This window comes from Polaromonas sp. (assembly GCF_030682935.1).
GTDB lineage: Bacteria > Pseudomonadota > Gammaproteobacteria > Burkholderiales > Burkholderiaceae_C > Polaromonas.
Genome location: NZ_JAUXNA010000013.1, coordinates 1 through 25,354, shown reverse-complemented (window position 1 = coordinate 25,354; position 25,354 = coordinate 1). Strand labels below are relative to the sequence as shown.

The following is a 25,354-nucleotide window of genomic DNA, read 5'->3' as shown; positions in this document are numbered from 1 at the left end:
GGCTGGCATGGCCTTCATCATCCACATTCAGCGAGCCGCGGCGGTCTGCAAGCGTGCCGTCATCGAGCACCGTGACCCCCTTGGCCGCCACGCGCTGGCCGATACGGCCTGAAAACGCACTGGAGCCTTTGCGGTTGAAATCACCCTCCAGCCCGTGGCCAATCGCCTCGTGCAACAAGATGCCAGGCCAGCCCGAGCCGAGCACCACGGTCATTTCGCCGGCAGGCGCGGGGCGCGCATCCAGGTTGGTCAGCGCCGCATTCACGGCAGCGTCCACGTACTCCCCAATTTGTGCGTCGTCGAAATAGGCCAGGCCAAAGCGACCACCGCCGCCACCAGAACCCACCTCGCGCCGGCCTTTTTGCTCGGCAATCACCGTCACGCTCAAGCGCACCAGCGGGCGCACATCGGCGGCCAGCGTGCCGTCGGCGCGCGCCACCATGACCACGTCATATTCGCTGGCCAGTCCGGCCATCACCTGCACGATGCGCGGATCTTTGGCTTTGGCGAGCTTTTCCACCTTTTCAAGCAGCTTGACTTTGGCGGTGCTGCCGAGCGTGGCAATCGGGTCCAGACCCTGGTACAGCGATCGGCTGCTGGCAATTTTTCGGGTGGGCGTTTTCACGCGGCCGGCCTTGGCTGCGGCCGAGATACTGCGCACGGTGCGCGCTGCGTCGAGCAGCGAGGCTTCGGAAATATCATCGGAGTAGGCAAATGCGGTTTTCTCGCCGCTGACGGCGCGCACGCCCACGCCCTGGTCAATGCTGAAGGAGCCGGTTTTCACGATCCCTTCCTCCAGGCTCCAGCCTTCACTGCGGGTGTACTGAAAGTAGAGGTCGGCGTCGTCCACCCCATAAGAGGTGATTTCGCCGAGGGCGCGGCTCAGGGAGGCTTCGGTCAGGCCGAAGGGCTCCAGCAGGAGTTTTTGGGCAATGACCAGACGCCCGGACGTGGACTCGTGCGTGGGTGACGCAGGACGCGCCAGGGGCCGCGCTCCCACACTGGTTTGACGAGCGGACGCAGGGACAGATTTGAGTGAGGTCATCAGGCCATTGTAGGCAGTCTGACGCTGGCACGTCCCGGCAAGGCTTATGCCTGCCGCCAGGACCGTAATGCGCCGGAAATCAAAGCGTCAGGTCGCTGACGGCGGCGCCCGGCCCATGGGTCTTGCACAGGTCAAGCTCCTTGTCGCGCTCTTTTTCGTCCGAAAACATCTGGCTTTGGCCAATCACCTGGCCATTGCCGGCCTTGAGCGTGAAATACGGGGCGCCATCTTTTCCGGCGAGGCGGTGGTAACGAGCATCGTCGGCTGCGTTTTTCTTGACCGACTCGATCCCGTTGACCGCACTGGCTTTGGTCTCATACATCTCACTGGTCAAAATGACCTGCCCGGAATCGCCCTGCAGCGTGAAGAAATACTTGTTGTTCTTGGACAGCTTGAGCTCAAATTTTCCGGCCATGGCAGTGCTCCTGGAGAGGGTTGGTAATGACTCAACATGTTACCGATTGCCGCGCCAGCCGTTGACCTCATCCAGGCCAGAAACACGGACCGCGTTGACATGCATCAAGCGGCCACCAATCACCCGTCAGCGCAGCTAGTGTGGTGTTGCACGCTATCCGGTACATAAAACCGCGTCTTTTTGTCCATGGCGGCGTTGCAAATCCGCGCAATAGCGGGGCTATTGCTGTGGTTTGCGCCTTGCCCTGAACAAAAAACCATCGGTTTTATTTGTACCATCAAGCATGCAACACCACACTAGCGCTTGACCCTGGCAATCGACATCAGCATGCCCAGCGCCAGCCCCAGCGTTACCATGGCGGTGCCGCCGTAACTGATGAAAGGCAGCGGCACGCCCACCACGGGCAGGATGCCGCTGACCATCCCCATGTTGACAAACGCATAGGTGAAGAAAATCGTGGTCAGCGCACCGGCCAGCAGCCGCGCAAACAGCGTCGAGGCTTGCAGCGCAATGGCCAGGCCGCGCCAGATCAGGAAAATAAACCCGGCAATGAGCAGCAAATTGCCGACCAGCCCGAACTCTTCGGAGTAAGCCGCAAAGATAAAGTCCGTGGTGCGCTCGGGAATGAATGCCAGGTGCGTCTGCGTGCCGGCCATGAAGCCCTTGCCGAACACGCCGCCAGAGCCAATCGCAATCATGCCCTGAATGATGTGAAACCCCTTGCCCAGCGGGTCGCGCGTCGGGTCGAGCAAGGTGCAGATGCGCTGCTGCTGGTAGTCATGCAGGATGGACCAGCGCACCCCGTCGGCACACAGTTGCGGCTCAAACCACACCAGCAGGAAAATGCCGGCCAAGCCCAGCACCACGGGCGGCGCAATCAGCTTCCAGCTCAGGCCGGCAAAGAAAATAACCGCCAGGCCCGCCGCCAACACCAGCAAGGAGGTGCCCAGATCGGGTTGTTTCATGATCAGTCCGATGGGAATCACCAGCAACACACCCGCCACCAGAAAATCCAGCGGCCGCAACTGGCCTTCGCGCTTCTGGAACCACCAGGCCAGCATCAGAGGCATGGCGATTTTCAGGATTTCGCTCGGCTGAATCACCATCCCGACGTTGAGCCAGCGCCGCGCCCCTTTTTTTGTGATGCCAAAGATGGCGACAGCCACCAACAGCGCCACGCCCATCACATACAGCGGGACAGCAAGGCTCATCAGGCGCTGCGGCGGTATCTGCGCCACCACAAACATGATGGCCCCGGCAATCAGCATGTTGCGGCCATGGTCCACAAAGCGGGTGCCATGTTCGTAGCCCGACGAGTACATGATGAGCAAGCCTGCGCAGGCCAGCAGGAACACCGCAAACGCAAGCAGCCCATCAAAGCCCTGCAGCATGGGAAGAGTTCTCTTGTAGAAAGAGGGTTTGTCAAAAACGGCGGACATCGCTCATTATCCCGCGCCCGGAGCCCGCCTGGCCTGCAGACTGCCTGAATTCAGATGCCATCGGGGGGCAGCGCAGTACGCGAAGCGACAAGCGTGGGGGCACCTCTCTCGTTTCAGGCAATCAGGATCTCCACCACGGTCTGCCCCGGCGTGCTGTGCAGCGACAGCGTGGCACCTATCGCCTGGGCCCGCTCGCGCATCGACTGCAGGCCCTTGCGCAGCGGGGCCGTCGCATCAAAGCCGCAGCCGTTGTCCACCAGGCGCAGCCGCGTGCCCTGGGGTGTCATCGTCGCCTCGATGCGCAGCACGCTGGCGTGAGCGTGCTGCAGCACATTGGAAAGCGCCTCGAACACCATGAACTGCAGCTGCCGCATGGCCTGCGCGTCCAGGCGCCGCACCGGCTCCAGCAGATCCACGCCCCACTGCAGTTCGATATCGGACGCCGCAAGGCGCGGCTCCAGCCGGTAGCGCAGATTGGCCAGCAAGGCCGTCACGTCACCTGGCGGCAGGTTCATGGTGTCGATGGACAGCTTGAGTTGATCCAGCGTGTCGCGCAGGGTCTGGAGCAGCTCCTGCTGGCTGACCCGGCCCGACTGAAGCTGGCGGATGGCCGAACTGATGTGGGATCCCACGCCGTCGTGCATATCGCGCAGGATCCGGGTACGCTCGGCTGTGCGCTCCTGCTCGCGCGCCAGGATTTCAAGAATGCGGTAGCTTTCGGCAAGCTCGACTTCTTTTTGCGACACGCGCGCGGCCAGCGTGGCCAGCAGATCGCGCGCCTGGGCGCTCGCAGTGCGAAACCGTGCAATCACGATGTAGCCCAGCCCCAGGCCGAACAGCACCGAGGAATACCGCAGCAGGGTATTCGCGGCATAGGTCGGGTTAATGCGAAACACATACAGGTCGCGCAGGCCGAACAAAACGTTAATCAACAAGGCCACCGCCACAACCCGGTGCGCCGTCGAGGCCTGGCGCAATGCCTGCCACAGAAAAAAGACGCCAAAGCTCAACAGCGTAGCCCCCAGGACCGCGTACCAGAGCGTCAGCGCCAGCGGTTCGCCCCCACCCAGCGCCCACGCGGCCATGCCGACGCTAGCGGCCATCAGCAGGCCCAGCCAGCGGCGAAACCACAGCGCTGCAGGGCGCCGGCCCCAGCCCGCCACTTCAACGCAAAACAGCGCCATATTGACACCCCAGGCACCCAGCACCACCACCTGCAGCGCACCCCACCAAGGCCAGGGCACGGGCGGGTTTTCGATCAGGGTATCGCTGACGGCCAGCGTCCAGAACAGCTCGGCCAGTCCGGCAAACAGGTAGAGCGGGTCGCGCCGGGTCCGACCCGCGTGATCGGGGGCCGTCTGGGTAACCCACAGCGACAGCGCCATCAGTCCAACCACCAGGCTGAATGCCATCACCACCAGTGAACCGGTGCCGCGCCAGTGGTAATTACGCAGGTAGGCGGCATACACCGCCTCCTGCGGACCCACCACCAGCGCAGAGAGTCCGCCGCGACGCCCCACATCGGCACGGATGTGCACCCGGATCAGGTTGGAGGAGCGCAGCAACGCGGGCGAGAGGGCGACATAACGCGGCACCCGTGCATAGTCTGCACCGTTGTAATTCAGCAAGTCGCCCTGGCGCTGCAGCAGTGTGCCGTTGAGCCAGATCTCGTAGGCGTTGCCAAGGCGCGGCAGGTACAGCCCCCAGGGATCGACAGGCGACTCGGGCAAATCAAATGGCAGGTCAAACACCGCCTCGCCGCGCTGACCCTTGTTAAAACGGTCCCAGTGATAGGGCAGCTGCAGATTCTGGATGGTCGTGGCGCCATTGACCGTCACGCTGGCCCGCGCCTGGGTCAACTCTTGCGTCTGGGCCTGCGCCACGCCGACCAGCGCGAGCCAGCCCAGCAGCACCGACAGCAGCCACCCGACAGATGCAGATCTCCAGAGCCTTTTAGCGCACAACGCCATCATGGCCGCATCGTAACGGAATGCTGCGGTACGGCCCACGGACCAGGTCACCCCTGGCCCGGCAGCAGGCCCATACGGGTGGCCTCAAACACGGCTTCACTTTTGGAATGCACGGCCAGCTTGCTGTAGAGGTTCTTGATGTGCGTTTGCACCGTGTGCACCGTGACGGCTTTCAGGCGCGCGATCTCGGCATAGGAAAAACCCCGTGCGATCAGCTCCAGCACCTCTTGCTCGCGCCCGGACAACAGATTCCCTCCCCCTGAATCAGCTCCGTTATTAATAGCTACTCCAGCTCTATGTGAAAGGGCTGGAGGCTGATTTGACTGTAATTTCAGGTACTTGAAAAGCACCCGCCTGGCAATCATGGGCGAGATCGGCGAGGCGCCCGCTTTCATCTCCAGAATGGAGTGCGCAATGTCACCGGGCGTGGCGTCCTTGTGGATGTAGCCCAAGGCCCCTGCCTCAATGCTGGCCAGCACGTTGTCCTCGTCGCCAAACATCGAGATCACCAGCGCTTCGCAGGAAGGCTGGCGCAGCCGGGCGTGGCGAATCACCTCCAGTCCACTGCCGTCGGGCAGGCCCAGATCGGTCAGCAGCACGTCCAGGCCGTGCGCGGGATCGTCCAGCCAGGCCCGCGCCTCGGCCACCGTGCCCACGCTGGCGACCAGGCTCAGCTGGTCCGAGCGCAGCACGCTAGCCGCAAAAAATGCGCGCATCAGCGCGTCATCCTCAACAATCAGTACTCGCCACACCAAATTGCACCTCCTGGTCGCCGGATTCCGGATGCATCGCCAGCCCCGACAGAGCCCTGAGCATATCGGCAACACCACGGACCTGACCGCCAACGACGCCCCTGAACAGGCGAAACAGACTGTTTCACCCCATATTCATGGGATGCACTTCGTCACAACTTGTCATGAAATGGTTACAGGCTCCGTCCCGGCATGTTGTGCGGGCGGTTTGTAACCATCACTGGAAACTCATGCACCTCAAACTCAAACACCTGGCGCTGGCCCTGGCCAGCGCTGCGATGCTGACATTGGCGGGCTGCGGAGGCGGCGGTAGTCCGGCCAGCGCAGCTGGCAGCCCGACCCCCTCAGCTGCAGCCTTCACGGGCACGGCAGCCACCGGTGCGGCGCTCGCCAATGCAAATGTGACGATCACCAACAGCCTTGGCAATTCACCTTGCCTGGAAGCGTCGATCTCCACCACCGCCTTGGGCAGCTACACCTGCACCCTGAAGACCGGGGAAACAGCGCCGTTTTTTGTCGTCGTCACCGACCCCACCGGCAACACGGCACCGATGGTGAGCGTCGCTACCAGCACGCCTGCAGCCGGCACGCCACTCACGATCAACGTCACCCCCCTGACGACCGCCATCCTGGTGCAACTGTCGTCCGATGGCAATCCACTGACCCTGGTTGGCACCGGGGCAGTGGACGCCGCCGCACTGAAACAGGTCATCACCAACGTCGTGGCGCAACTGGCCAATGTGCTAACCGCCATTGGCGCGCCCGCAGGTTATGACCCCTTCACCACCAGCATCACCGCGGCTACGGCATCAGGCACCGGCAACACGGCTGACATGGTGCTGGATGTGGTCAAGGTAGTGACCGACCCGGCCACCGGAAAGCTGGCACTGACCACCGTGGACAATCCCACCCCCATCGCCCTGGCCACGGCCACGACAACCGGCGCCACGGTGGCAACACCCGCCACGGGCGTCGCGACCCTGTCGCAAGCAGCCCAGATCGCCGCGCAGGCATTCACCTCGTGTTTTGCGCTGCCAACGAATCAGCGCGTTGTGAACTACACCTCTCCCGTACCCTCCGCAGCGTATGGTGGACCTGAAGTGAATGATGTTGACCCCGCCTGCCAGAACATAGCGGCAGACCTCAACAATGGAGCCGGAGTGAACTTTCTGCACAACGGCTACAGCGCCGGGCAATCTTTCTACGGCATCCTGACCAGCAACACGATGACCGGCGCTCAATTCAGCGTCCCAGAGATCATGGCGTTCTACCCGGCTGACCCGGCGGCATTGGCCCCGGCCCCTTCTGCCTATGACCAGGCCGTTCTCAACATCAAGTTCCTCGACGCCAATGGCAACCCGGGCAATGTGGTCGCCGTGGCCCGCAACATCCCGGGCACGTCATCAACGATACGCCCCACCAACTGGTGGCTGGTGGGCAACCAACAGCCGGTTGATGTCGGTGTGCGGCTGAATATCCGCCGTGTGGAGCAGCTCAATCCTGCAGTCACCCTCGCTGCCAAGCCCAACCGGATCAGCACCTTCCAGACAGGGATTCAGTTCAACATCAATGCCAACGGGCCGGGCAGTACCAACAGCGCGGATTCATTGAGCTTTGCGCGGGTCTCTGGCCCGGGTTTGCCAGGCAATGGCGCCGTCAATACCGGCCTGGTCTACGTCCGTTCGACGGGAGTCCAGAATTCAATGGATCTGTACAGTAAAAACGGAAGCCTGACGGGCAGCAATCAGTGCGGAAACGGCACCACGTCCAACTGCCCGAATTTCTGGATCGCCCGAACCCAGGGTATTACCGGCTCCAGTGCAACGACGCTCGCGCCCAATCAGTCTGGCCTGCTGTGGGCCCAAACAGCAGACAGCGTGGATCCTACCCAGTTCGTAAAAGGAGCCAGGTACAAGATCGAACTGTTCTACGGCACAAGCACCACACCCACTCATGTGTATAAAAAGACGCTGTTGTCCGACCTGGTTCAGGCCACCCAGGCGGTGAACCTGCCCTGGAGCACGCTGGGTCCGCAATCGCTGGCGGCGCTTGATCCTAATGGCAGCCTGACGGGTGCGCAGGCAGCGCTGCCGGTGGACTGGGCACAGAACATTGCGGCCCAGCAAATCGGCGGGGTAAGCGCCGTCATCGACACGGCCACCGGCACCTTCGGGACGAATCGTTTTGTGCCCAGGGGTGCGCTCTCGGCCATTCTGGATAATTTGACGGTGCCCGCATTCACTGCCACCACCGCAAACCGCACCCTGCTGTTCGGCTACAGGATGCTCGACACCAGCAACAAGACCGCCGTCTACCAGTACAACTGACCAGCGGCTCGTTTTCCAGCCCCGCATGGCCCGAGGCCGGCGGGGCTTTTTTGCGCCCGTTCGTTCGTATGATGGCGCCATGACCACCACCCACCTGCTCTACCTCCACGGTTTCCGCTCCTCGCCGCAGTCGATCAAAGCACGCCAGGTTGCCGCGCGGGTGCAGGCGCAGCACCCGGGCGTAGCTTGGTGGTGCCCGCAACTGCCGCCCTCGCCGCGCGAGGCGATGGACCTGGTGATGCAGGGCATTGCCGACTGGCCGCGCGACGCGATGGCGGTGGCCGGCTCGTCGCTGGGCGGGTTTTATGCCACCTGGGTGGCCGAACACACGGGCTGCAAAGCCGTGCTGCTGAACCCGGCGGTTGATCCGGCGCGCGATCTGGCGAAGTACATCGGCGAGCAAACCAGCTGGCATGACCCGCAGGAGCGCTTTTTTTTCAAGCCGGAATTCATCGGGGAACTGCAAGCGCTCGACGCCGGGCCCCTGACCGAGCCGCAGCGCTACTTCGCCGTGATCGCCAAGGGCGACGAGGTGCTCGACTGGCGCGAGATGACGGGCCGCTACGCCGACGCGCGCATCAAGCTGCTGGAGGGCGGCGACCACGCGCTGAGCGACTTTGACACGCACATCGACGAGGTGCTGGCTTTTCTGGACCTGGCCCGGTAGCGCATCGGCCCGTGGGACAATCCGGCCCATGTTTGTATTGTTTGAAGAAACCGGCAAGTTTTTGGCCGGACGAATTTTGTCGGAAACCGATGCCTCGCTGCAGGTGGAACTCGACTCGGGCAAGCGCGTCAAGGTCAAGGCCAGCAATGCGCTGCTGAAGTTTGAGAAACCCGCGCCCGCCGAGTTTGTGGCCGCCGCGCAGAAACTGAGCCAAGACATCGAACTGGAGCTGGCCTGGGAATTTGCCAGCGAAGAAGAATTCAGCTTTGCCGACCTGGCACGCGACTACTTCAGCGCGGATGCCTCCAAACCTGCATCGCTTGAGCAGCAGGCCGCAGCGCTGTTCCGCCTGTATGAGGCGCCCCACTATTTCCGCCGGGCCGGCAAGGGCCGATTCAGGAAAGCGCCGGCCGAGATACTTCAGCAGGCGCTGGCCGCCATCGAAAAGAAAAAACAGGTCGCGGCGCAAATCACCGCATGGGCCGAGGAACTGGGCCAGGGCCAATGCCCTGCGCCGCTGCGCGAACAGCTTTACAAAATCCTCTTCAAGCCCGACAAGAACAGCCCCGAATACAAGGCCGTGGTCGAAGCCTCGCGCGCCACGCACACCGCGCCTTTGGCCCTGCTGCAAAAAGCCGGCGCCATTTCATCGCCCCACCAGTTTCACTGGAAGCGCTTTTTGTTTGAGAACTTCCCCAAAGGCACGGCCTTTCCGGCCTTGCAGGCACCGCCCATTGTGGATGAATTGCCGCTGGCCGAAGTGCGCGCGTTCTCCATCGATGACTCCGCCACCACCGAGATCGACGATGCGCTGTCGGTGCAGGGGCTGGGCAGTGGCACCATCACGCTGGGCATTCACATTGCCGCGCCCGGCCTGGCCGTGTTGCCGGGCAGCCCGATTGATGCCGTGGGCCGCGCGCGGCTTTCCACCGTCTACATGCCGGGCTACAAGCTGACCATGCTGCCCGACGACATTGTGCAGCGCTACACCTTGCTGGAAGGCCGCAACTGCCCTTCCCTGTCGCTCTACCTCACGCTTGATGAAGCGACGCTGGAAATCACCAGCCGCGTGACCCGGCTGGAGCAGGTGCCGATTGTCAGCAACCTGCGTCACGACCAGCTCGACAGCACCTTTACCGAAGCGTTTTTTGAAGCCGCCCAAGCTGAGCCGCCGGCTGACGTGCCGTGGGGCGTGGAGCTCACCTTTTTGCACCGGCTGGCCAGGCACCTCAAGGGTCAGCGTGAAATCGTGCGCGGCAAGCCCGAAAACTTCAACCGGCCGGACTACAACTTCAAGCTCGACAACCCGTCCGGCCAGGAGCCGCAGGGCGAAGAACGGGTCAGCATCAGCATTCGCCAGCGCGGCGCGCCGCTGGACCTGATCGTGGCCGAAGCCATGATTTTGGCCAATTGCACCTGGGGCCAGTGGCTGGCCGAGCATGGCGTGCCCGGCATTTACCGCAGCCAGGCGAGCATGGCGCCGGGCGTGAAGGTGCGCATGGGCACCAAGGCGCTGCCGCATGCAGGTCTGGGCGTGCCCAGCTACGCCTGGAGCACCTCGCCGCTGCGCCGCTACACGGACATGGTCAACCAGTGGCAAATCATTGCGTGCGTGCGGCATGGCCGCACCGCCGCGCTGGCGGCACCCTTCAAACCCAAGGATGCCGAACTTTTTTCGATCATTTCATGCTTCGATGCCGCCTACAGTGCCTACAACGGTTTTCAGGCCGGCATCGAGCGTTACTGGACGCTCAAGTACCTGCAGCAAAACGCCATCACCGAACTGACCGCTACCGCCTTCAAGGACAACCTGGTGCGCGCCGACGAGCTGCCGCTGGTGCTGTCGGCGCTGGGAGCGCAGGGCTTGCCGCGCGGCGCGCGGGTGCGCGTCAAACTCGGGGCGATTGACGAAATCACGCTGGACATCTCGGGCACCGTGATCGAGCGGCTGGACACCGTGGCCGACGATGAAGCGGCAGCGCAGATGGAAGAGGAAGATGGCGAGTCCGACATGGCCGCCGGTCCGATCTCGATTGCCGTTGATGTCAACGAGCCCCCGGGGGACGCAGAGGCAACCAATGCGCCTGCCGCCGCCGCTTGACGCACAAAAAAAACGACTGTAGACCCGATAATCGTCTCCTGTGAAGTCACTCAGCACACTGCAAATTGCCTTGGGCGCCTCGATTGCCTTTCATGCGGTGCTGCTGACCGTGCGTTTTGTCGACCCGGAACGCTTTAACCGCGTCTTTCAGGACACGCCGCTGGAAGTGATCCTGGTCAACGCCAAGTCCAACGAAAAGCCGGATTTTGCCAAAGCCATTGCGCAGGCATCGCTGGCCGGAGGCGGCGAGCGCGACAAAGGCCGCGCCACCTCGCCGCTGCCACCCTCGGCCCTGATGGAGCTGGGCGATGCCGCCGACGATGCGCAGCGCAAGCTCGAGTCGCTGCAGGAGCAGCAAACCCAGTTGCTGGCACACCTCAAAAAACAACTGGCGTCCATGCCACCGCCGGACCTGACGCAGCCCGCCAACAACCCCGCGCAGGCCGAGCGCGAAGAAAAGCGCAAGCAGCTCATCAAGATTCTGGCCGAGATTGAAAAACGCATCAATGAAGAAAATGCGCGGCCCAAAAAACGCTACATCAGCCCGGCCACGCGCGAAGAAGTCTACGCAGTGTATTACGACGGACTGCGCCGCAAGATTGAAGACAACGGCACCGTGAATTTCCCCGAGCAGGCGGGCAAAAAACTGTATGGCACGCTCACCATGATCGTGACGGTCAATTTTGATGGCCGCATTCTGGACACCGAGGTGGTCGAAACCTCGGGCAACCTGACGCTGGACCGGCGGGCGCAAAGCATCGTGCGCGCGACCGGGCCGTTTGGCCGATTCAGCGATGCCATGCGCCGCAAGGCGGACCAGATTGTGGTGGTGTCGCGCTTCAAATTCACGCGCGATGACGCCCTCGAAACAAAGCTCACGAGCCGCTGAGCGCGCACCGGGCACCACCGATACTCCCCATGGGCAACGATTTCAAACAGGCATAAGCACCCCCGTCATGGACAAGTATTACGTACTGGGCAACCCGATTGCCCACAGCAAATCACCGCTGATTCATGCGCGCTTTGCCGAACTGACGGGGCAAAGCCTGCACTACGAGCCTATGCTCACGCCGCTCGATGGCTTTTCTGCCACGCTGGCGCAGTTGGTGAGCAGCGGCGCGCGTGGCTGCAACGTCACGGTGCCGTTCAAATTTGAAGCCTTTCAGGCCGCCAGCACGCACTCCGACCGGGCGCAATTGGCGCAGGCGGCCAACACGCTCGTCCTGGACGGCAGCGCCATCCACGCCGACAACACCGATGGCGTGGGACTGGTCAATGACATCCAGAACAATGCGGGCGTGCCGCTTGCCGGGCGTGACGTGCTGCTGATAGGCGCGGGCGGCGCGGGCGCGGGCGTGCTGGGCCCGTTGCTGGCAGCCGGGCCACGCCGGCTGGTGCTGGTCAACCGCACCCGGGCCCGGGCCGACGCGCTGGCACAGTTCCACCGATCACACCCCTCGCTGCAAAACGCGCTACAAAAAACAGAGCTACTAACACAAGACCTTCAAGGGCTGGAGGGTTCTTTTGATGTCATCATTAATGCCAGCGCGAGCAGCCTGGCGGGTGCCGGCGTGCCGGTTGACGGCCGCGTCCTGAAGCCCGGCGCGCTGGCCTACGACATGATGTACGGCCCTGCGGCGGCAGGCTTCATGACCTGGGCCCGCGAGCACGGCGCCACGCCGCGTGACGGCCTGGGCATGCTGGTGGAGCAGGCGGCCGAATCGTTTGCCTTGTGGCGCAAGGTGCGTCCACCTTCTGCGCAGGTGCTGCAGGAAATGCGGATGCTGCTGGCATGAGAGCGATGGTACGGTTGCTCGGCCTGGCGCTGCTGGCGGCACTGGCCTTGCAGCTTTATTTTGTGGCGCGCATCGCCATGATGGCCGTGCTGGATCCCGAATCCACCGCCTTTCAGCGCTCGGAGGCTTACCTCATCACCAAGAACACGGGCGCCCTGAAATGGCGCCAGCAGTGGGTGCCTTATGCGGGCTTGTCCGACAACCTGAAACGGGCCGTCATCGCCTCCGAAGACGCGAGTTTCATCGTGCACGAGGGCGTGGACATGGCGGCGCTGGAAAAAGCCTGGGAAAAAAATGCAAATGCCGAGCAGCGCGCCGCGCAATCCGCCAGCCGGGCCGCCGCCAAATCATCCGCGCTGAACGTGAAACCGCCCAAAATCATCGGCGGCTCCACCATCACGCAGCAGCTGGCCAAAAACCTGTTTCTGTCGGGTGAACGCACCCTGTTGCGCAAGGGCCAGGAGCTGGTGCTCTCGCTGCTGCTCGAAGCCCTGCTGAGCAAGCAGCGCATCCTGGAGATTTACCTCAACAACGTGGAGTGGGGCGAAGGCGTTTTTGGCGCCGAGGCCGCGGCCCAGCACTACTTCCGCAAGCCCGCGTCAAAATTGAGCGCCTATGAAGCGGCACGCCTGGCGGTGATGCTGCCGCGGCCCAAATATTTTGAAACCCGGCCCCAGTCAGGCTACCTCGCCTCGCGCGCCAGCACGATTTCAGCGCGCATGGGCGGCGTGGAACTGCCTTGATGGTGGTGCACTCAGCGCCTCCTGCCATCAAGTTCATTTTGGCCTCCCGCCCAATACGGACGGGTGCAAGCAGCTAGAAAATGTATAGCAGATGCGTATTTTAGGAATTGATCCCGGCCTGCAAGTTGCCGGCTTTGGCGTGGTCGATGTCGAGGGCTCGCAGCTGAACTACGTGGCCAGCGGCACCATCAAGACCACGCATCTGGCGCGCAGCGATTTGCCCGCCCGCCTGAAGGTGCTGTTTGACGGTGTGCGCGAGGTGGTGCAACGCTACCAGCCTGACGTGGCATCGGTGGAAATTGTCTTCGTCAACGTCAACCCGCAGGCCACGCTGCTGCTGGGCCAGGCGCGCGGCGCCTGCATCACGGGGCTGGTGTCCAGCGATCTGCCGGTGGCCGAATACACCGCCCTGCAAATGAAAAAAGCCGTGGCCGGCTATGGCAAGGCCGGCAAAGCGGAGGTGCAGCAGATGGTCATGCGCCTCCTGAGGCTGCCGTCACTGCCGGGAAAAGATGCGGCCGATGCGCTGGGGCTGGCGATTACCCATGCCCATGTCGGGCGTTCAGCGGCTATTTTGGCGGCGGCCACCGCGTTGAATCCGAATTCCAGCGCGTCCTACAAGGCAGGCCGCCACTACTGACACCGGGCCGACTCAGGCCAGGTGCTGCACGATCAGCACCGCAAAAAATGCAAATCCGGCAATCATCGTTCCCTTGATGATATTCAGGCCAACGCGCTTGTAGCGCTCTTGCCCGGTGAGCGCAAACAGCGCGAAGGACACGGCCGCACTGAGCAGCAACAGCAGGATGATGACGCGGGCCAGTACCATGGTGTGGGGTCCTTGGCCGCGCTACCAGGCGCGCGCCAGCGTGGCAAAACCGGCGGGTGCGCGGCGCTCGTCTTCAAACGTGACCACTTCGTAGGCCTCGGGCTGCGCGAGCAGCGCACGCAGCAGCTTGTTGTTCATGGCGTGGCCGGAGCGAAACGCGCTGTAAGCGGCCAGCAGCGGTTGCCCCAGCAGGTACAGGTCGCCCATGGCGTCGAGGATTTTGTGCTTCACGAACTCGTCGTTGTAGCGCAGGCCATCGGTATTGAGCACCTTGTAGTCGTCCATGACGATGGCGTTGTCCAAGCCGCCGCCGAGTGCCAGCCCGTTGGTGCGCATCATCTCGACGTCTTTGGTAAAGCCGAAGGTGCGGGCCCTGGCGATGTCGCGGCTGTAAGAGCCCGAACCCAGATCGAACTCCACGCGCTGGCCGGTGGAGTCCACCGCCGGGTGGTCAAAGTCAATTTCAAAACTCAGCTTGTAGCCTTCATAGGGATCCAGGCGCGCCCATTTGACGTTGGCGCCCTCGCCTTCCCGGACTTCGACCGGCTGGATGACCCGGACAAACCGCTTCGGGGCCGCCTGCAGCGCAATGCCGGCGGACTGCAGCAAAAAGACAAAGGAAGAGGCCGAACCATCAAGAATGGGCACCTCGTCCGCCGTGATGTCGATGATCAGGTTGTCCAGCCCCAGTCCCGCACAGGCCGACATCAGGTGCTCGACGGTGTGCACCTTGGCGCTGCCGCTCGAGATGGTGGACGCGAGACGGGTGTCGGTCACAGCCTGCGCCGAAACGACGATATCCACCGCCTGCGGCAAGTCGACGCGTCTGAACACAATGCCGGTGTCCGGCGGCGCCGGCCGCAAGGTCAGCTCCACCCGCTGGCCACTGTGCAGGCCCACGCCAACGGCCTTGGTCAGGGATTTGAGAGTTCTTTGGGCAAGCATGCGACTATTTTAATTGGCGCACGCCCCAAGCGCAGCGCAGGGATTAATTGGCGCCCGCTACCGGAGCGCCCAAGCATGCGCGGCCCCTCAGGGACAGCGCAATGCGCGGGGTAGCCAGCGTGGGGGCTATATCAGTCCGCTTGCTTGCGCAAAAAAGCAGGGATCTCGAAGTCATCCATGCCGCCAGAGGCCAGCGCATCGACCTTGGCCGCCGCCTGGGTACGGTTGGTGCGCCACACACTGGGCACGGTCATGTTGCCGTAATCGGGTTGCGCCGAGCCCATGGTGGTCTGCGCTGCGCCGCTTCCGCCCGACACCGCGTTGAGTGTCGGAATATTGAACGGCACGTTGTCGGTGCCCGTGCGCAGCACCTGCAGCGGCGGTGCCTGGCGACGCACACCCTGGCGGCTCAGGCCGGTCGCAACCACGGTGACACGAATTTCATCCCCGAGTTCGTCGTCGTAGGCCGTGCCGTAGATCACATGCGCATCGGGCGACGCGTAGGCGCGGATGGTGTTCATGGCCAGCCTGGATTCGCTCAATTTGAGCGAGCCTTTGGCCGCCGTGATCAGCACCAGCACGCCCTTGGCACCCGACAGGTCAATGCCTTCGAGCAAGGGGCAGGCCACCGCCTGTTCGGCGGCAATGCGCGCGCGGTCGGGGCCGTTGGCCTTGGCCGTCCCCATCATGGCCTTGCCGGGCTCGCCCATGACGGTGCGCACGTCTTCAAAGTCGACATTGACGTGGCCGGGCACATTGATGATCTCGGCAATGCCGCCGACGGCGTTTTTCAGCACGTCGTTGGCATGGGCAAAGGCTTCGTCCTGGGTCACGTCATCGCCCAGCACCTCGAGCAGCTTCTCATTGAGCACCACGATCAGCGAATCGACATTGGCTTCGAGCTCGGCCAGGCCCAGATCGGCATTGGTCATGCGGCGGCCGCCTTCGAACTCGAAAGGCTTGGTCACCACGCCGACCGTCAGAATGCCCATTTCCTTGGCCACGCGTGCGATCACGGGGGCGGCTCCGGTGCCGGTCCCGCCGCCCATGCCGGCGGTGATGAACAGCATGTGCGCGCCGGCAATGGCGCTGCGAATGTCGTCAACCGCCAGTTCGGCCGCCTCACGGCCCTTGTCGGGCTTGCTGCCGGCACCGAGGCCGCTGCCGCCCAGCTGGATGGTCTTGTGCGCGCTGCCGCGGTTGAGCGCCTGCGCGTCGGTGTTGGCGCAGATGAACTCGACGCCCTGCACGCCGCAGGCAATCATGTGCCCGACGGCGTTGCCGCCGCCACCACCGACACCGATCACCTTGATCTGTGTGCCTTGGTTGAATTCCTCGATTTCAATCATTTCGATGCTCATTGGGAGCCTCCTGTCAGTAAATTGCAGTTGCCAAAATTATTAAAAAGTTCTTGTACTTGACACGCCCCCTGTCATGCAGGGGGATCGGCGCCTCCGCAATGGACACCACGCGAAGGACGACTCATGAAGCTGGACAAGTTGTTCATCAGAAATTCCCCACGAACCAGTCTTTGACCCGGCCGAATGCGTTGTGCACACTGCCCGCCTTTTGCGCCACCTTGTAGCCCCGCATGCGCGCCAGCCGGGCTTCTTCCAGCAAGCCCATCACCGTGGCGGCCCTCGCCTGGGCCACCATGTCGGAGAGCGCGCTGGAGTAGCGCGGTATGCCGCGCCGCACCGGCTTGAGGAAGATGTCCTCGCCGAGCTCGACCATGCCGGGCATCATCACGCTGCCGCCAGTGATCACGATGCCCGAAGACAACACTTCTTCGTAGCCCGATTCGCGGATCACCTGCTGGACCAGCGAATAGATCTCTTCCACACGCGGTTCAATCACGCCCGCCAGGGCCTGTTTGCTCAACATGCGCGGGCTGCGGTCCCCCAGACCAGGTACTTCCACCTGGGTGTCGGGGTCGGCCAGCAGCTGCTTGGCATAGCCGCTTTCAACCTTGATGTCCTCGGCGTCCTTGGTGGGCGTGCGCAGCGCCATGGCGATGTCGCTGGTGATCAGGTCGCCCGCGATTGGAATCACCGCGGTGTGCCGGATGGCGCCACCGGTGAAGATGGCGACGTCAGTGGTGCCGGCGCCAATGTCGACCAGCGCCACGCCGAGTTCCCGCTCGTCCTGCGTCAGCACCGACAGGCTCGAGGCCAGCGGGTTGAGCATCAGCTGATCCACCTCCAGCCCGCAGCGCCGCACGCATTTGATGATGTTTTCGGCGGCACTTTGCGCGCCGGTGACGATGTGCACCTTGGCCTCCAGGCGGATGCCGCTCATGCCGATCGGCTCGCGCACATCCTGGCCGTCGATCACAAACTCCTGCGGTTCGACCAGCAGCAGCCGCTGGTCGGTCGAGATGTTGATGGCCTTGGCCGTCTCAATCACGCGGGCCACATCGGCCTGCGTGACTTCCTTGTCTTTCACGGCCACCATGCCGCTGGAGTTGATGCCGCGAATATGGCTGCCCGTGATGCCGGTGTAGACGCGGGCGATCTTGCAGTCGGCCATCAGCTCGGCTTCCTTGAGCGCCTGCTGGATGCTTTGCACGGTGGCGTCAATATTGACCACGACGCCGCGCTTGAGGCCGTTGCTGTAGGCAATGCCCAGGCCTGCGAGCTTGAGCTCGCCGCCTGGCATGACCTCGGCAACCACGGCCATCACCTTGCTGGTTCCGATGTCCAGCCCGACCACCAGATCTTTGTATTCTTTGGCCATATTTTTACCTTTTCTTTTTTCCGTCGACTTTGTCACCGGGATCCATCGTGGTGACGCCCCTGAGCTTGATTGCATAGCCATTGCCATAGCGCAGGTCGGCGGACTCCAGATTTCTTTCAAACCGCACGGAAACCTGCGTCAGCGTGGCGATGAAGCGGCGGGTGCGGGCCTGAATCTCATCCGTTGAACCGTGTCCCAGCTCAATCGTGGCGCCGCTGTCGAGCTGGGCGTGCCAGCTGCCCTGGCCGCTCAGCCGCAGCTGTTCCAGCACCGCATCCATCTCTTGAAACATCGGGAACAGCGTCTGGTAGGTCTGCAGGACCAGCGAAGCCTGCCCCTGCGGCCCACTGAGCAGCGGCAGGCCTTCGGCTTCCACGTCACCCTGGTTGACGTCAAACACCTCACCGAAACTGTTGACCAGCCGGACATTTTCCTCAGGACCCCAGTAGGCAACGGCTTTGTGCTCCTGAAGCACCACCTTTAAACGGTTGGGGAATTCGCGCTGCACCACCGCCCTGCGAACCCAGGGCACGCGCTCGAAAGCGGCACGCGTGTGATCCATGTCCAGCGTCAAGAAATTTCCGGCCAATTTGGGGGCCACGTTGGCGCGCAGGGTGGCGGCATTGTTGTGCATCAAATCGCCCTGCACATGAATGGCGCTCAGATTGAACAGCGACTGGCGCATCAGCCATGCCACGGCCAGCGCCAGCACCATGGCCGCAAACACCAGGCCCAAAAACACCGACAAGGTGTTCATGAGCTTGACGTCGGACGGCAAGGGCATGGCGTTTTGCAGTGGCATGGTGCGACTCATCTGGCGACGCCGCCAGGCTGGTGGTAGTCGAGCGTGGCGGTCTTCAGCACTTCAATACAGAGGTCTTCATAACCAATGCCCGCCGCCCGTGCCGACATGGGCACCAGCGAGTGCCCGGTCATGCCGGGCGAGGTGTTGATTTCAAGCAGGTAGGGCTTGCGCGTGGCCTTGTCAATCATCACGTCGGCGCGTGCCCAGCCGCGGCAGCTGAGTGTGCGGTAGGCCTTCAGCACCAGCTGCTGAATGGTGGCTTCCTCCCCCTCAGGCAGCCCGCAGGGCACCAGATACTGCGTGGTGTCGGTGAAATATTTGTTCTGGTAGTCGTAGTTGCCGTCAGGCGCCACGATGCGAATGACCGGCAGGGCGCGCGCCTCGGCGCCGGTTCCCAGCACCGGGCAGGTGACTTCGTCGCCGCTGATGAACTGCTCGCACAGGATGTCGGCATCGAGTTGGGCCGCCTGCGCCACGGCCTGCGCCATGTCAGCCCGCTCGCTCACCTTGGTCAAGCCAATGGAGGAACCCTCGCGCGCGGGCTTGACGATCAGCGGCAGGCCCAGGTCATCCGGGATGGCCTCGACATCGGCGCCCACATAGTCACCCTGGCGAAGCAGCACATACCGGGGGGTCGGCAGCCCTTCGGAGAGCAGCACGCGCTTGGTCATGACTTTGTCAATCGCCATGCTCGACGCCATCACGCCGGAGCCGGTGTACGGAATGCCCAGCAGTTCCAGCGCGCCCTGCACGGTGCCGTCTTCACCGAAGCGGCCATGCAGCGCGATAAAGCAGCGTGCAAAGCCGTCTTTTTTCAGTTCGCTGATATCGCGCTCGGCCGGGTCAAACGCGTGGGCATCAACGCCGCGCGCGCGAAGCGCCTGCAACACGCCGTGGCCTGACATCAGGGAAATTTCACGCTCGGCAGACAGCCCGCCCATGAGAACGGCGACCTTGCCAAACAAGGCCCCCACGCTTGTCACTGCGTGTACTACGCTGCCCCCCGGGTGGGCTGAACTTGCTTGGGGCGGCCCGGCGCTGCGTTCGCTAGCGCTCACAATCAGCGGCTTCGGTGTATGGCTGATCACAACACACCTCTCATTTCCAACAACTTGCCGGGCACCAGCCCGATCGATCCCGCACCCATGCACATGACGACATCACCGTCCTGGGCGTTGTCCAGAATGGCTTCTGGCATTGCCCCGATTTCGTCCACAAATACCGGCTCCACCTTGCCCGCGACGCGCAAGGCCCGCGCCAGCGCCCGGCCATCAGCGGCCACAATCGGCGCTTCGCCAGCGGCATAGACTTCGGTCAGCCATACGGCATCCGCATGGCCCAGCACTTTGACGAAATCCTCAAAGCAGTCGCGTGTGCGGGTGTAGCGGTGTGGCTGGAATGCCAGTACCAGCCGCCGTCCGGGAAAAGCGCCGCGCGCAGCGGCCAGCGTGGCCGCCACTTCGACGGGATGGTGACCGTAATCTTCGATCACGGTGAAATGGCCCCCGTCTTTTGCAGGCAGTTCGCCGTAGCTCTGGAAGCGCCGGCCCACGCCCTTGAATTCAGCCAGGGCCTTCTGCACGGCCACATCGGGCACATTGAGTTCCACCGCTATCGCAATGGCCGACAAGGCATTGAGCACGTTGTGCTCGCCCGCCAGGTTGAGCACAACGTCCAGATCAGGGAGCGTGACGCCGTTGCGCCGCTGCGCGGTGAAATGCATTTGCGCGCCCACCGCCCGCACGTTCACCGCGCGCACCTGTGCCTCCTCGCCAAACCCGTAGCTCGTGACGGGGCAGGAAACCTGCGGCACGATTTCCCGCACGGCCGGGTCATCGGTGCACAAAATCGCCGTGCCATAGAAAGGCATGCGATGCAGAAAATCGACAAAGGCCTTTTTCAGGTTGCCAAAGTCGTGCCCATAGGTTTCCATATGGTCGGCATCGATATTGGTGACCACCGCCATCACGGGCAGCAGGTTCAGAAAGGACGCATCCGACTCGTCGGCTTCGACAACGATGTAGTCGCCCGAGCCGAGTTTGGCGTTGGCGCCCGCGCTGTTGAGCCGCCCGCCAATGACGAACGTCGGGTCCAGGCCGCCTTCGGCCAGCACGCTCGCGACCAGGCTGGTGGTGGTGGTTTTTCCGTGGGTACCGGCAATTGCAATGCCTTGCTTGAAGCGCATCAGCTCCGCCAGCATCAGGGCGCGCGGCACCACGGGAATGTGCTTTTTGCGCGCCGCTAGCACTTCGGGGTTGTCGGCCTGCACCGCGGTAGAAGTCACCACCGCATCGACCGTGACCAGATTGGCGGCGGCATGGCCGACAAAAGTCTGGATGCCCAGCCCGGCCAGACGCTGCAAGGTCGCACTGTCCGACAGGTCTGAGCCCGAAATGACGTAGCCGAGATTGTGCAGGACTTCGGCAATACCGGACATGCCGGAACCACCGATCCCGATGAAGTGAATGTGTTTAATCGCGTGCTTCATGTCGCCAGCTCCTCGCAAGCGGCCACGACACGGGCGGCGGCTTCAGTTTTTTGCATGTTTTTAGCCTGTAGCGCACACTGGACAAGCGCAGTGCGCTCTATTTTTTGTAGCATATCTGCCAATATCGGGACGGTCAGGTCGCGTTGCTGCACCAGCCAGCCGCCGCCACGTTCCACCAGAAACTGGGCATTGGAGGTCTGGTGGTCATCGACAGCCGACGGGAAAGGCACGAACAACGCCGCAGCACCCACGGCGGCGATCTCGGTCACCGTGCTGGCGCCTGCGCGGCAAATAATCAGGTCGGCGTCGGCAAAGGCCTGGGCGGTGTCGTCAATGAAGGGCGTGAGTTCCGCCTGCACGCCTGCCGCCGCGTAGTGGGCGCGCAGCGCCTCAATCTGGCGGGCTCCGCTTTGATGCGTGACCTGCGGACGCTTATCGGCTGGAATCAGCGCGAGGGCTTGGGGCACCAACTCATTCAAGGCGCTGGCGCCCAGGCTGCCGCCCACCACCAGCAGCTTGAGCGGCCCGCTGCGACCGGCAAAACGGGTCTCAGGACCGGGCTGGCGGGTAAAGGCGGGGCGCAGGGGGTTGCCGACCCACTCGGCTTTTTTCAGCACATCGGGGAAGGCCGTAAAGACCCGATCGGCCACACCGGCCAACACCTTGTTGGCCATGCCCGCCACGGAGTTTTGCTCGTGCAGCACCAGCGGCTTGCCCAGCAGCACGCTCATCATGCCGGCCGGAAAGCTGATGTAGCCCCCCAGGCCCACCACCACATCGGGCTTGACGCGCCGGATGACTTGCACGCTCTGCCAAAACGCCTTGAGCAGCCGCAGGGGCAGAAATACCAGGCTGGCCGGGCCTTTGCCGCGCACACCGGAAAACTCAATGGACTCGAACGCAAAACCGCGCGGCGGCACCAGCTGGCTTTCCATGCTGGGATGGTTTGCGCTGCCCCGCCCGCCCAGCCAGTGCACACGCCAGCCGCGCTCGCGCAAGGCTTCGGCCACGGCCAGACCCGGAAAAATATGACCTCCGGTACCGCCGGCCATGATCAAGACGCAGTGCTGCCCACTCATACGCGACCTCCGCGCATGAGAACCCGGTTCTCGTAATCGATTCTCAGCACGACCGCCAGTGAAATCAGGTTCATCAAAATCGCGGAGCCGCCGTAACTCATCAAGGGCAGGGTCAAGCCCTTGGTTGGCAAGGCGCCCAGGTTCACGCCGATGTTGATAAAGGTCTGGAAACCTATCCAGATCCCCACGCCCTGTGCCACCAGCCCGGCAAACAGCCGGTCCAGCGCAATCGACTGGCGGCCTATGTGCATGATGCGGCGGGTCATCCACAGGAACAGGCCAATCACAAGCAGCACGCCCACCAGGCCAAATTCCTCACCAATCACGGCCATCAGGAAGTCGGTGTGCGCTTCGGGCAACCAGTGAAGTTTTTCAATGCTGCCGCCCAGGCCTACGCCAAAGATTTCCCCGCGTCCGAACGCAATCAGGGAGTGCGAAAGCTGGTAGCCCTTGCCCAGGGAGTATTTGTCGCTCCAGGGATCCAGATAGGCAAAAATCCGCTCGCGCCGCCACTCGCTGAGCATCACCATCAGGGCAAAAGCGACCACCACCACGGCCGCGATCACAAAGAACATGCGTGCATTGACGCCGCCCAGAAAGAGAATGCCCATGGCGATGACCGAGATCACCATGAAGGCGCCCATGTCGGGTTCAGCGAGCAACAAAACGCCCACGAGCGCAATCGCCGTTGCCATGGGCAGTACGGCGCGAAAGAAGCGTTCCTTCACTTCCATTTTTCGAACCATGTAATCCGCGGCATACAGAAGCACCGCGAATTTGGCGAGTTCCGAGGGCTGAAAGTTCATGATCCCCAGCGAAATCCAGCGACGGGCACCATTGACGCCCTTGCCGATAAAGGGCAGCAGCACCAGCATCAGCAGCACCAGGGAACCGACAAACAGCCAGGGCGCCAGTTTCTCCCAAGTCGCCACAGGCACCTGAAACGCCAGCACCGCCATGACGAAAGCGACCGCCAGCGACAAAAAATGGCGCATCACGAAATGGGTGGGCGCATAGCGCGCAAATTTGGGGTTGTCGGGCAGGGCGACCGTCGCCGAATACACCATGATCAGCCCCCACATCAGCAGCGCCAGCGTGACCCAGACCAGGGCTTTGTCAAAGCCCGCCATGCGCACGGGCGCCGCCAGCGTTCCGGGCAGGCTCTGGCCACCCAGCCGCACGGGCAGCGCGTCCGAGGCGGCCTTGCCCAAACCGGAAAACCAGCCCGAAAGGCGTGCAGTCGCCGTCACAGCACCGCTCCCTGTTCGTGGGCAAGCGACTGCACCGCTTCACAAAAGGCCTGGGCCCGGTGCTCGTAGTTGTCAAACATGTCAAAACTGGCGCAGGCGGGCGACAGCACAACGGCATCGCCGCCTCTGGCCTGCTGCGTGGCCAGGCGCACAGCCTCAGCCATGGTCGCGGCATCGAGCAGCGGCACCTGGCTGGCCTGCAGCGCAGACCGGATCAGCGGCGTATCGCGTCCGATAAGCACCACGGCGCGGGCATGGCGCGACACGGGTTCGAGCAGCGGCGAAAAATCCTGGCCCTTGCCCTCACCGCCCAAGATCACGACCAGCTTGCGGTCTGCCCCCAGCCCCGCCAGTGCGGCCACCGTGGCCCCCACATTGGTGCCCTTGCTGTCATCGAAATATTCAACCTCATTGAGGACAGCCACGGACTCCAGACGATGCGGCTCACCCCGGTATTCCCGCAGACCATGGAGCATGGGTGCGAGGCTGCAGCCCACCGCCGTAGCCAGCCCGAGCGCCGCCAGGGCATTGGTGGCATTGTGGCGGCCCCGGATGCGCAGGGCATCAAGCGGCATGAGGCGCTGGACATGCAGCACCACTTCTTCTTGCTTGCGGCGCTTGACGGTCTCATCCGCCACCGCCGCGCGCACCAGCCAGGTCATGCCGTTGACGGTTTCAATGCCGTAGTCGCCCGGCCGCCGGGGCTCGTCGCGGCCGAACGTCAGGTAGCTGCGCACTGGCTGGCCCTTGACCAGCGGCGGCAATGCGGCCATCACCAGCGGATCGTCGCGGTTCAGCAGCATGAGGCCACTACGGCCATAGACATGCGCCTTGGCGGCGATGTAAGCGGGCAAGGTTTCGTGCCAGTCGAGGTGGTCCTGCGTCACGTTAAGCACTGCAGCAACAGCCGGCTCAAAGTTATCGATACGGTCCAACTGGAAGCTGGACAGCTCCAGCACCCATACCTCGGGCAGGGGGTGGCCGCCCAGGCTTTCGTCGAGCTTCTCCGCCAGTGTGTCGAGCAAGGTGGGGCCAATATTACCGGCCACCGCCACTGATTTCCCCGCGCGTTGAACCAGCAGGGCGGTGAGCGTCGTCACGGTGGTTTTCCCGTTGGTCCCGGTGATGCCGATCACCTGCGGCGCATAAGCCTGATCCTCTTTCAGGCCAGCCAGCGCCTGCGCGAACAGGCTCAGTTCGTTGCCGCAGGCGATTCCCCGGGCAGCTGCTGCGTTGATGACACCGGCCACCGACGCAGGCGACAAACCCGGGCTTTTCAGTACCAGGTCAAAGGCCGCCGTTGCCAGCAGCGCATCGCCCATCCCGGCGTGGATAAACGTGGCGGCAGGCACATGGGCCCGCAGCGCCTGCAACTGGGGCGGTGCAGGCCGTGTGTCAGCCACCGTGACCTGCGCACCCCAGCGGGCGCACCAACGCGCGAGCGCCAGGCCCGAAGCGCCCAGCCCGAGCACAAGAACGTTTTTTTGCGCCCGTTGTTTCATCTGAGCTTGAGCGTGGAAAGACCGACCAGACACAGCAGCATGGTGATGATCCAGAAACGAACCACCACCTGGGTTTCTTTCCAGCCGCTTTTCTCAAAGTGGTGGTGCAGCGGCGCCATCTTGAGGATGCGCCGCCCCTGGCCAAAGCGCTTCTTGGTGTATTTGAAGTAAACCACCTGCATCATCACGGAGAGCGCCTCGACCACGAAAATGCCGCCCATGATGGCCAGCACGATTTCCTGGCGCACGATGACTGCGATGGTGCCCAGTGCGGCGCCCAATGCCAGCGCCCCGACGTCGCCCATGAACACCTGGGCCGGATGCGTGTTGAACCACAGGAAAGCCAGCCCCGCGCCCGCCATGGCAGCACAAAAGATGAGCAGCTCGCCCGAACCGGGAATGTGCGGGAAAAGAAGGTATTTGGAATAGACCGAGCTGCCGGTTACATAGGCGAACACGCCCAGC

General features: G+C 63.0%; 23 protein-coding genes. 7 read left to right on the top strand and 16 right to left on the bottom strand.

Translation table 11 applies throughout. The features are described 5' to 3' along the window. The 5 genes from Q8K05_RS00595 to Q8K05_RS00575 all read right to left on the bottom strand — a co-directional run. Positions 1–1,045: metallopeptidase TldD-related protein (locus Q8K05_RS00595; RefSeq protein ID WP_305244615.1), on the bottom strand; the 1,045-nt coding region annotated here is incomplete at its 3' end. Between the two features lie 79 nt (positions 1,046–1,124). Then, entirely contained in the window at positions 1,125–1,460 is a 336-nt protein-coding gene (locus tag Q8K05_RS00590; RefSeq protein WP_305244614.1) for a YegP family protein, read from the bottom strand. A 296-nt stretch (positions 1,461–1,756) separates the two neighbouring features. Beyond that, positions 1,757–2,899 (bottom strand): rod shape-determining protein RodA, encoded by a 1,143-nt coding sequence (gene rodA / locus Q8K05_RS00585; protein WP_305244613.1) that lies wholly within the window; start codon positions 2,897–2,899, stop codon positions 1,757–1,759. A 113-nt stretch (positions 2,900–3,012) separates the two neighbouring features. Further along, the gene (locus tag Q8K05_RS00580; protein ID WP_305244612.1) at positions 3,013–4,920 is read right to left on the bottom strand and encodes a histidine kinase; all 1,908 of its coding nucleotides are present in this window, start codon (positions 4,918–4,920) and stop codon (positions 3,013–3,015) included. Further along, positions 4,917–5,585: a LuxR C-terminal-related transcriptional regulator gene (locus Q8K05_RS00575; protein ID WP_370868742.1), complete on the bottom strand. Its 669-nt coding sequence runs from the start codon at positions 5,583–5,585 to the stop codon at positions 4,917–4,919. The genes Q8K05_RS00580 and Q8K05_RS00575 overlap by 4 nt, the downstream gene beginning before the upstream one ends. A gap of 266 nt (positions 5,586–5,851) precedes the next feature. Here Q8K05_RS00575 and Q8K05_RS00570 point away from each other — a divergent pair, with 266 nt between their 5' ends. The 7 genes from Q8K05_RS00570 to ruvC all read left to right on the top strand — a co-directional run bounded on the left by Q8K05_RS00570 (position 5,852) and on the right by ruvC (position 13,895). Further along, complete coding sequence (locus Q8K05_RS00570; RefSeq protein WP_305244611.1) at positions 5,852–7,948, top strand: hypothetical protein; 2,097 nt, start codon at positions 5,852–5,854, stop codon at positions 7,946–7,948. Between the two features lie 79 nt (positions 7,949–8,027). Beyond that, positions 8,028–8,615, top strand: coding sequence for a YqiA/YcfP family alpha/beta fold hydrolase (locus Q8K05_RS00565; protein WP_305244610.1), 588 nt, complete (start codon positions 8,028–8,030; stop codon positions 8,613–8,615). 28 nt (positions 8,616–8,643) lie between these two features. Continuing rightward, positions 8,644–10,716, top strand: coding sequence for a ribonuclease catalytic domain-containing protein (locus tag Q8K05_RS00560; protein ID WP_305244609.1), 2,073 nt, complete (start codon positions 8,644–8,646; stop codon positions 10,714–10,716). A gap of 40 nt (positions 10,717–10,756) precedes the next feature. Then, positions 10,757–11,605, top strand: coding sequence for an energy transducer TonB (locus Q8K05_RS00555; protein WP_305244608.1), 849 nt, complete (start codon positions 10,757–10,759; stop codon positions 11,603–11,605). 67 nt (positions 11,606–11,672) lie between these two features. Beyond that, complete coding sequence (gene aroE, locus Q8K05_RS00550; RefSeq protein WP_305244607.1) at positions 11,673–12,512, top strand: shikimate dehydrogenase; 840 nt, start codon at positions 11,673–11,675, stop codon at positions 12,510–12,512. Beyond that, positions 12,509–13,255 carry a transglycosylase domain-containing protein gene (locus Q8K05_RS00545; protein WP_305244606.1) on the top strand — a complete coding sequence of 249 codons (747 nt, stop codon included), beginning with the start codon at positions 12,509–12,511 and terminating at the stop codon, positions 13,253–13,255. The genes aroE and Q8K05_RS00545 overlap by 4 nt, the downstream gene beginning before the upstream one ends. Before the next feature lie 91 nt (positions 13,256–13,346). Further along, positions 13,347–13,895: a crossover junction endodeoxyribonuclease RuvC gene (gene ruvC, locus Q8K05_RS00540; protein WP_305244605.1), complete on the top strand. Its 549-nt coding sequence runs from the start codon at positions 13,347–13,349 to the stop codon at positions 13,893–13,895. Between the two features lie 12 nt (positions 13,896–13,907). On the opposite strand, the gene Q8K05_RS00535 is transcribed toward ruvC, so the two are convergent. From Q8K05_RS00535 to mraY, 11 genes are all read right to left on the bottom strand, one after another. After that, the gene (locus Q8K05_RS00535) at positions 13,908–14,084 is read right to left on the bottom strand and encodes a hypothetical protein (protein ID WP_305244604.1); all 177 of its coding nucleotides are present in this window, start codon (positions 14,082–14,084) and stop codon (positions 13,908–13,910) included. 21 nt (positions 14,085–14,105) lie between these two features. Next, entirely contained in the window at positions 14,106–15,029 is a 924-nt protein-coding gene (gene lpxC, locus Q8K05_RS00530; RefSeq protein ID WP_305244603.1) for a UDP-3-O-acyl-N-acetylglucosamine deacetylase, read from the bottom strand. Between the two features lie 131 nt (positions 15,030–15,160). After that, positions 15,161–16,390 carry a cell division protein FtsZ gene (gene ftsZ / locus Q8K05_RS00525; protein ID WP_305244602.1) on the bottom strand — a complete coding sequence of 410 codons (1,230 nt, stop codon included), beginning with the start codon at positions 16,388–16,390 and terminating at the stop codon, positions 15,161–15,163. Positions 16,391–16,535: 145 nt separating this feature from the next. After that, positions 16,536–17,765 (bottom strand): cell division protein FtsA, encoded by a 1,230-nt coding sequence (ftsA, locus tag Q8K05_RS00520; protein ID WP_305244601.1) that lies wholly within the window; start codon positions 17,763–17,765, stop codon positions 16,536–16,538. Positions 17,766–17,769: 4 nt separating this feature from the next. Then, positions 17,770–18,567, bottom strand: a complete 798-nt coding sequence (locus tag Q8K05_RS00515) for a cell division protein FtsQ/DivIB (RefSeq protein ID WP_305244600.1) — start codon at positions 18,565–18,567, stop codon at positions 17,770–17,772. Positions 18,568–18,575: 8 nt separating this feature from the next. Further along, the gene (locus Q8K05_RS00510; RefSeq protein WP_370868741.1) at positions 18,576–19,544 is read right to left on the bottom strand and encodes a D-alanine--D-alanine ligase; all 969 of its coding nucleotides are present in this window, start codon (positions 19,542–19,544) and stop codon (positions 18,576–18,578) included. A 110-nt stretch (positions 19,545–19,654) separates the two neighbouring features. Beyond that, positions 19,655–21,058: a UDP-N-acetylmuramate--L-alanine ligase gene (murC, locus tag Q8K05_RS00505; RefSeq protein WP_305244598.1), complete on the bottom strand. Its 1,404-nt coding sequence runs from the start codon at positions 21,056–21,058 to the stop codon at positions 19,655–19,657. Further along, positions 21,055–22,137 (bottom strand): undecaprenyldiphospho-muramoylpentapeptide beta-N-acetylglucosaminyltransferase, encoded by a 1,083-nt coding sequence (gene murG / locus Q8K05_RS00500; protein WP_305244597.1) that lies wholly within the window; start codon positions 22,135–22,137, stop codon positions 21,055–21,057. The genes murC and murG overlap by 4 nt, the downstream gene beginning before the upstream one ends. Then, the gene (ftsW, locus tag Q8K05_RS00495) at positions 22,134–23,387 is read right to left on the bottom strand and encodes a putative lipid II flippase FtsW (RefSeq protein ID WP_305244596.1); all 1,254 of its coding nucleotides are present in this window, start codon (positions 23,385–23,387) and stop codon (positions 22,134–22,136) included. Before ftsW ends, murG begins: the two co-directional genes overlap by 4 nt. Next, positions 23,384–24,889 carry a UDP-N-acetylmuramoyl-L-alanine--D-glutamate ligase gene (gene murD / locus Q8K05_RS00490; protein WP_305244595.1) on the bottom strand — a complete coding sequence of 502 codons (1,506 nt, stop codon included), beginning with the start codon at positions 24,887–24,889 and terminating at the stop codon, positions 23,384–23,386. Before murD ends, ftsW begins: the two co-directional genes overlap by 4 nt. After that, the coding region (gene mraY / locus Q8K05_RS00485) for a phospho-N-acetylmuramoyl-pentapeptide-transferase (protein WP_305244594.1) at positions 24,886–25,354 on the bottom strand (469 nt) is incomplete at its 5' end. The genes murD and mraY, both read right to left, overlap by 4 nt.

Coding starts and splice junctions, on each gene's coding strand:
- Q8K05_RS00545 (WP_305244606.1), top strand. CDS start 12,509: ATGAGAGCGATGGTACGGTTGCTCGGCCTGGCGCTGCTGGCGGCACTG.
- Q8K05_RS00560 (WP_305244609.1), top strand. CDS start 8,644: ATGTTTGTATTGTTTGAAGAAACCGGCAAGTTTTTGGCCGGACGAATT.
- Q8K05_RS00590 (WP_305244614.1), bottom strand. CDS start 1,460: ATGGCCGGAAAATTTGAGCTCAAGCTGTCCAAGAACAACAAGTATTTC.
- Q8K05_RS00565 (WP_305244610.1), top strand. CDS start 8,028: ATGACCACCACCCACCTGCTCTACCTCCACGGTTTCCGCTCCTCGCCG.
- Q8K05_RS00535 (WP_305244604.1), bottom strand. CDS start 14,084: ATGGTACTGGCCCGCGTCATCATCCTGCTGTTGCTGCTCAGTGCGGCC.
- murD (WP_305244595.1), bottom strand. CDS start 24,889: ATGAAACAACGGGCGCAAAAAAACGTTCTTGTGCTCGGGCTGGGCGCT.
- lpxC (WP_305244603.1), bottom strand. CDS start 15,029: ATGCTTGCCCAAAGAACTCTCAAATCCCTGACCAAGGCCGTTGGCGTG.
- Q8K05_RS00570 (WP_305244611.1), top strand. CDS start 5,852: ATGCACCTCAAACTCAAACACCTGGCGCTGGCCCTGGCCAGCGCTGCG.
- Q8K05_RS00575 (WP_370868742.1), bottom strand. CDS start 5,585: ATGCGCGCATTTTTTGCGGCTAGCGTGCTGCGCTCGGACCAGCTGAGC.
- ruvC (WP_305244605.1), top strand. CDS start 13,347: ATGCGTATTTTAGGAATTGATCCCGGCCTGCAAGTTGCCGGCTTTGGC.
- murG (WP_305244597.1), bottom strand. CDS start 22,137: ATGAGTGGGCAGCACTGCGTCTTGATCATGGCCGGCGGTACCGGAGGT.
- rodA (WP_305244613.1), bottom strand. CDS start 2,899: ATGTCCGCCGTTTTTGACAAACCCTCTTTCTACAAGAGAACTCTTCCC.
- murC (WP_305244598.1), bottom strand. CDS start 21,058: ATGAAGCACGCGATTAAACACATTCACTTCATCGGGATCGGTGGTTCC.
- ftsA (WP_305244601.1), bottom strand. CDS start 17,765: ATGGCCAAAGAATACAAAGATCTGGTGGTCGGGCTGGACATCGGAACC.
- ftsZ (WP_305244602.1), bottom strand. CDS start 16,390: ATGAGCATCGAAATGATTGAAATCGAGGAATTCAACCAAGGCACACAG.
- Q8K05_RS00515 (WP_305244600.1), bottom strand. CDS start 18,567: ATGCCACTGCAAAACGCCATGCCCTTGCCGTCCGACGTCAAGCTCATG.
- aroE (WP_305244607.1), top strand. CDS start 11,673: ATGGACAAGTATTACGTACTGGGCAACCCGATTGCCCACAGCAAATCA.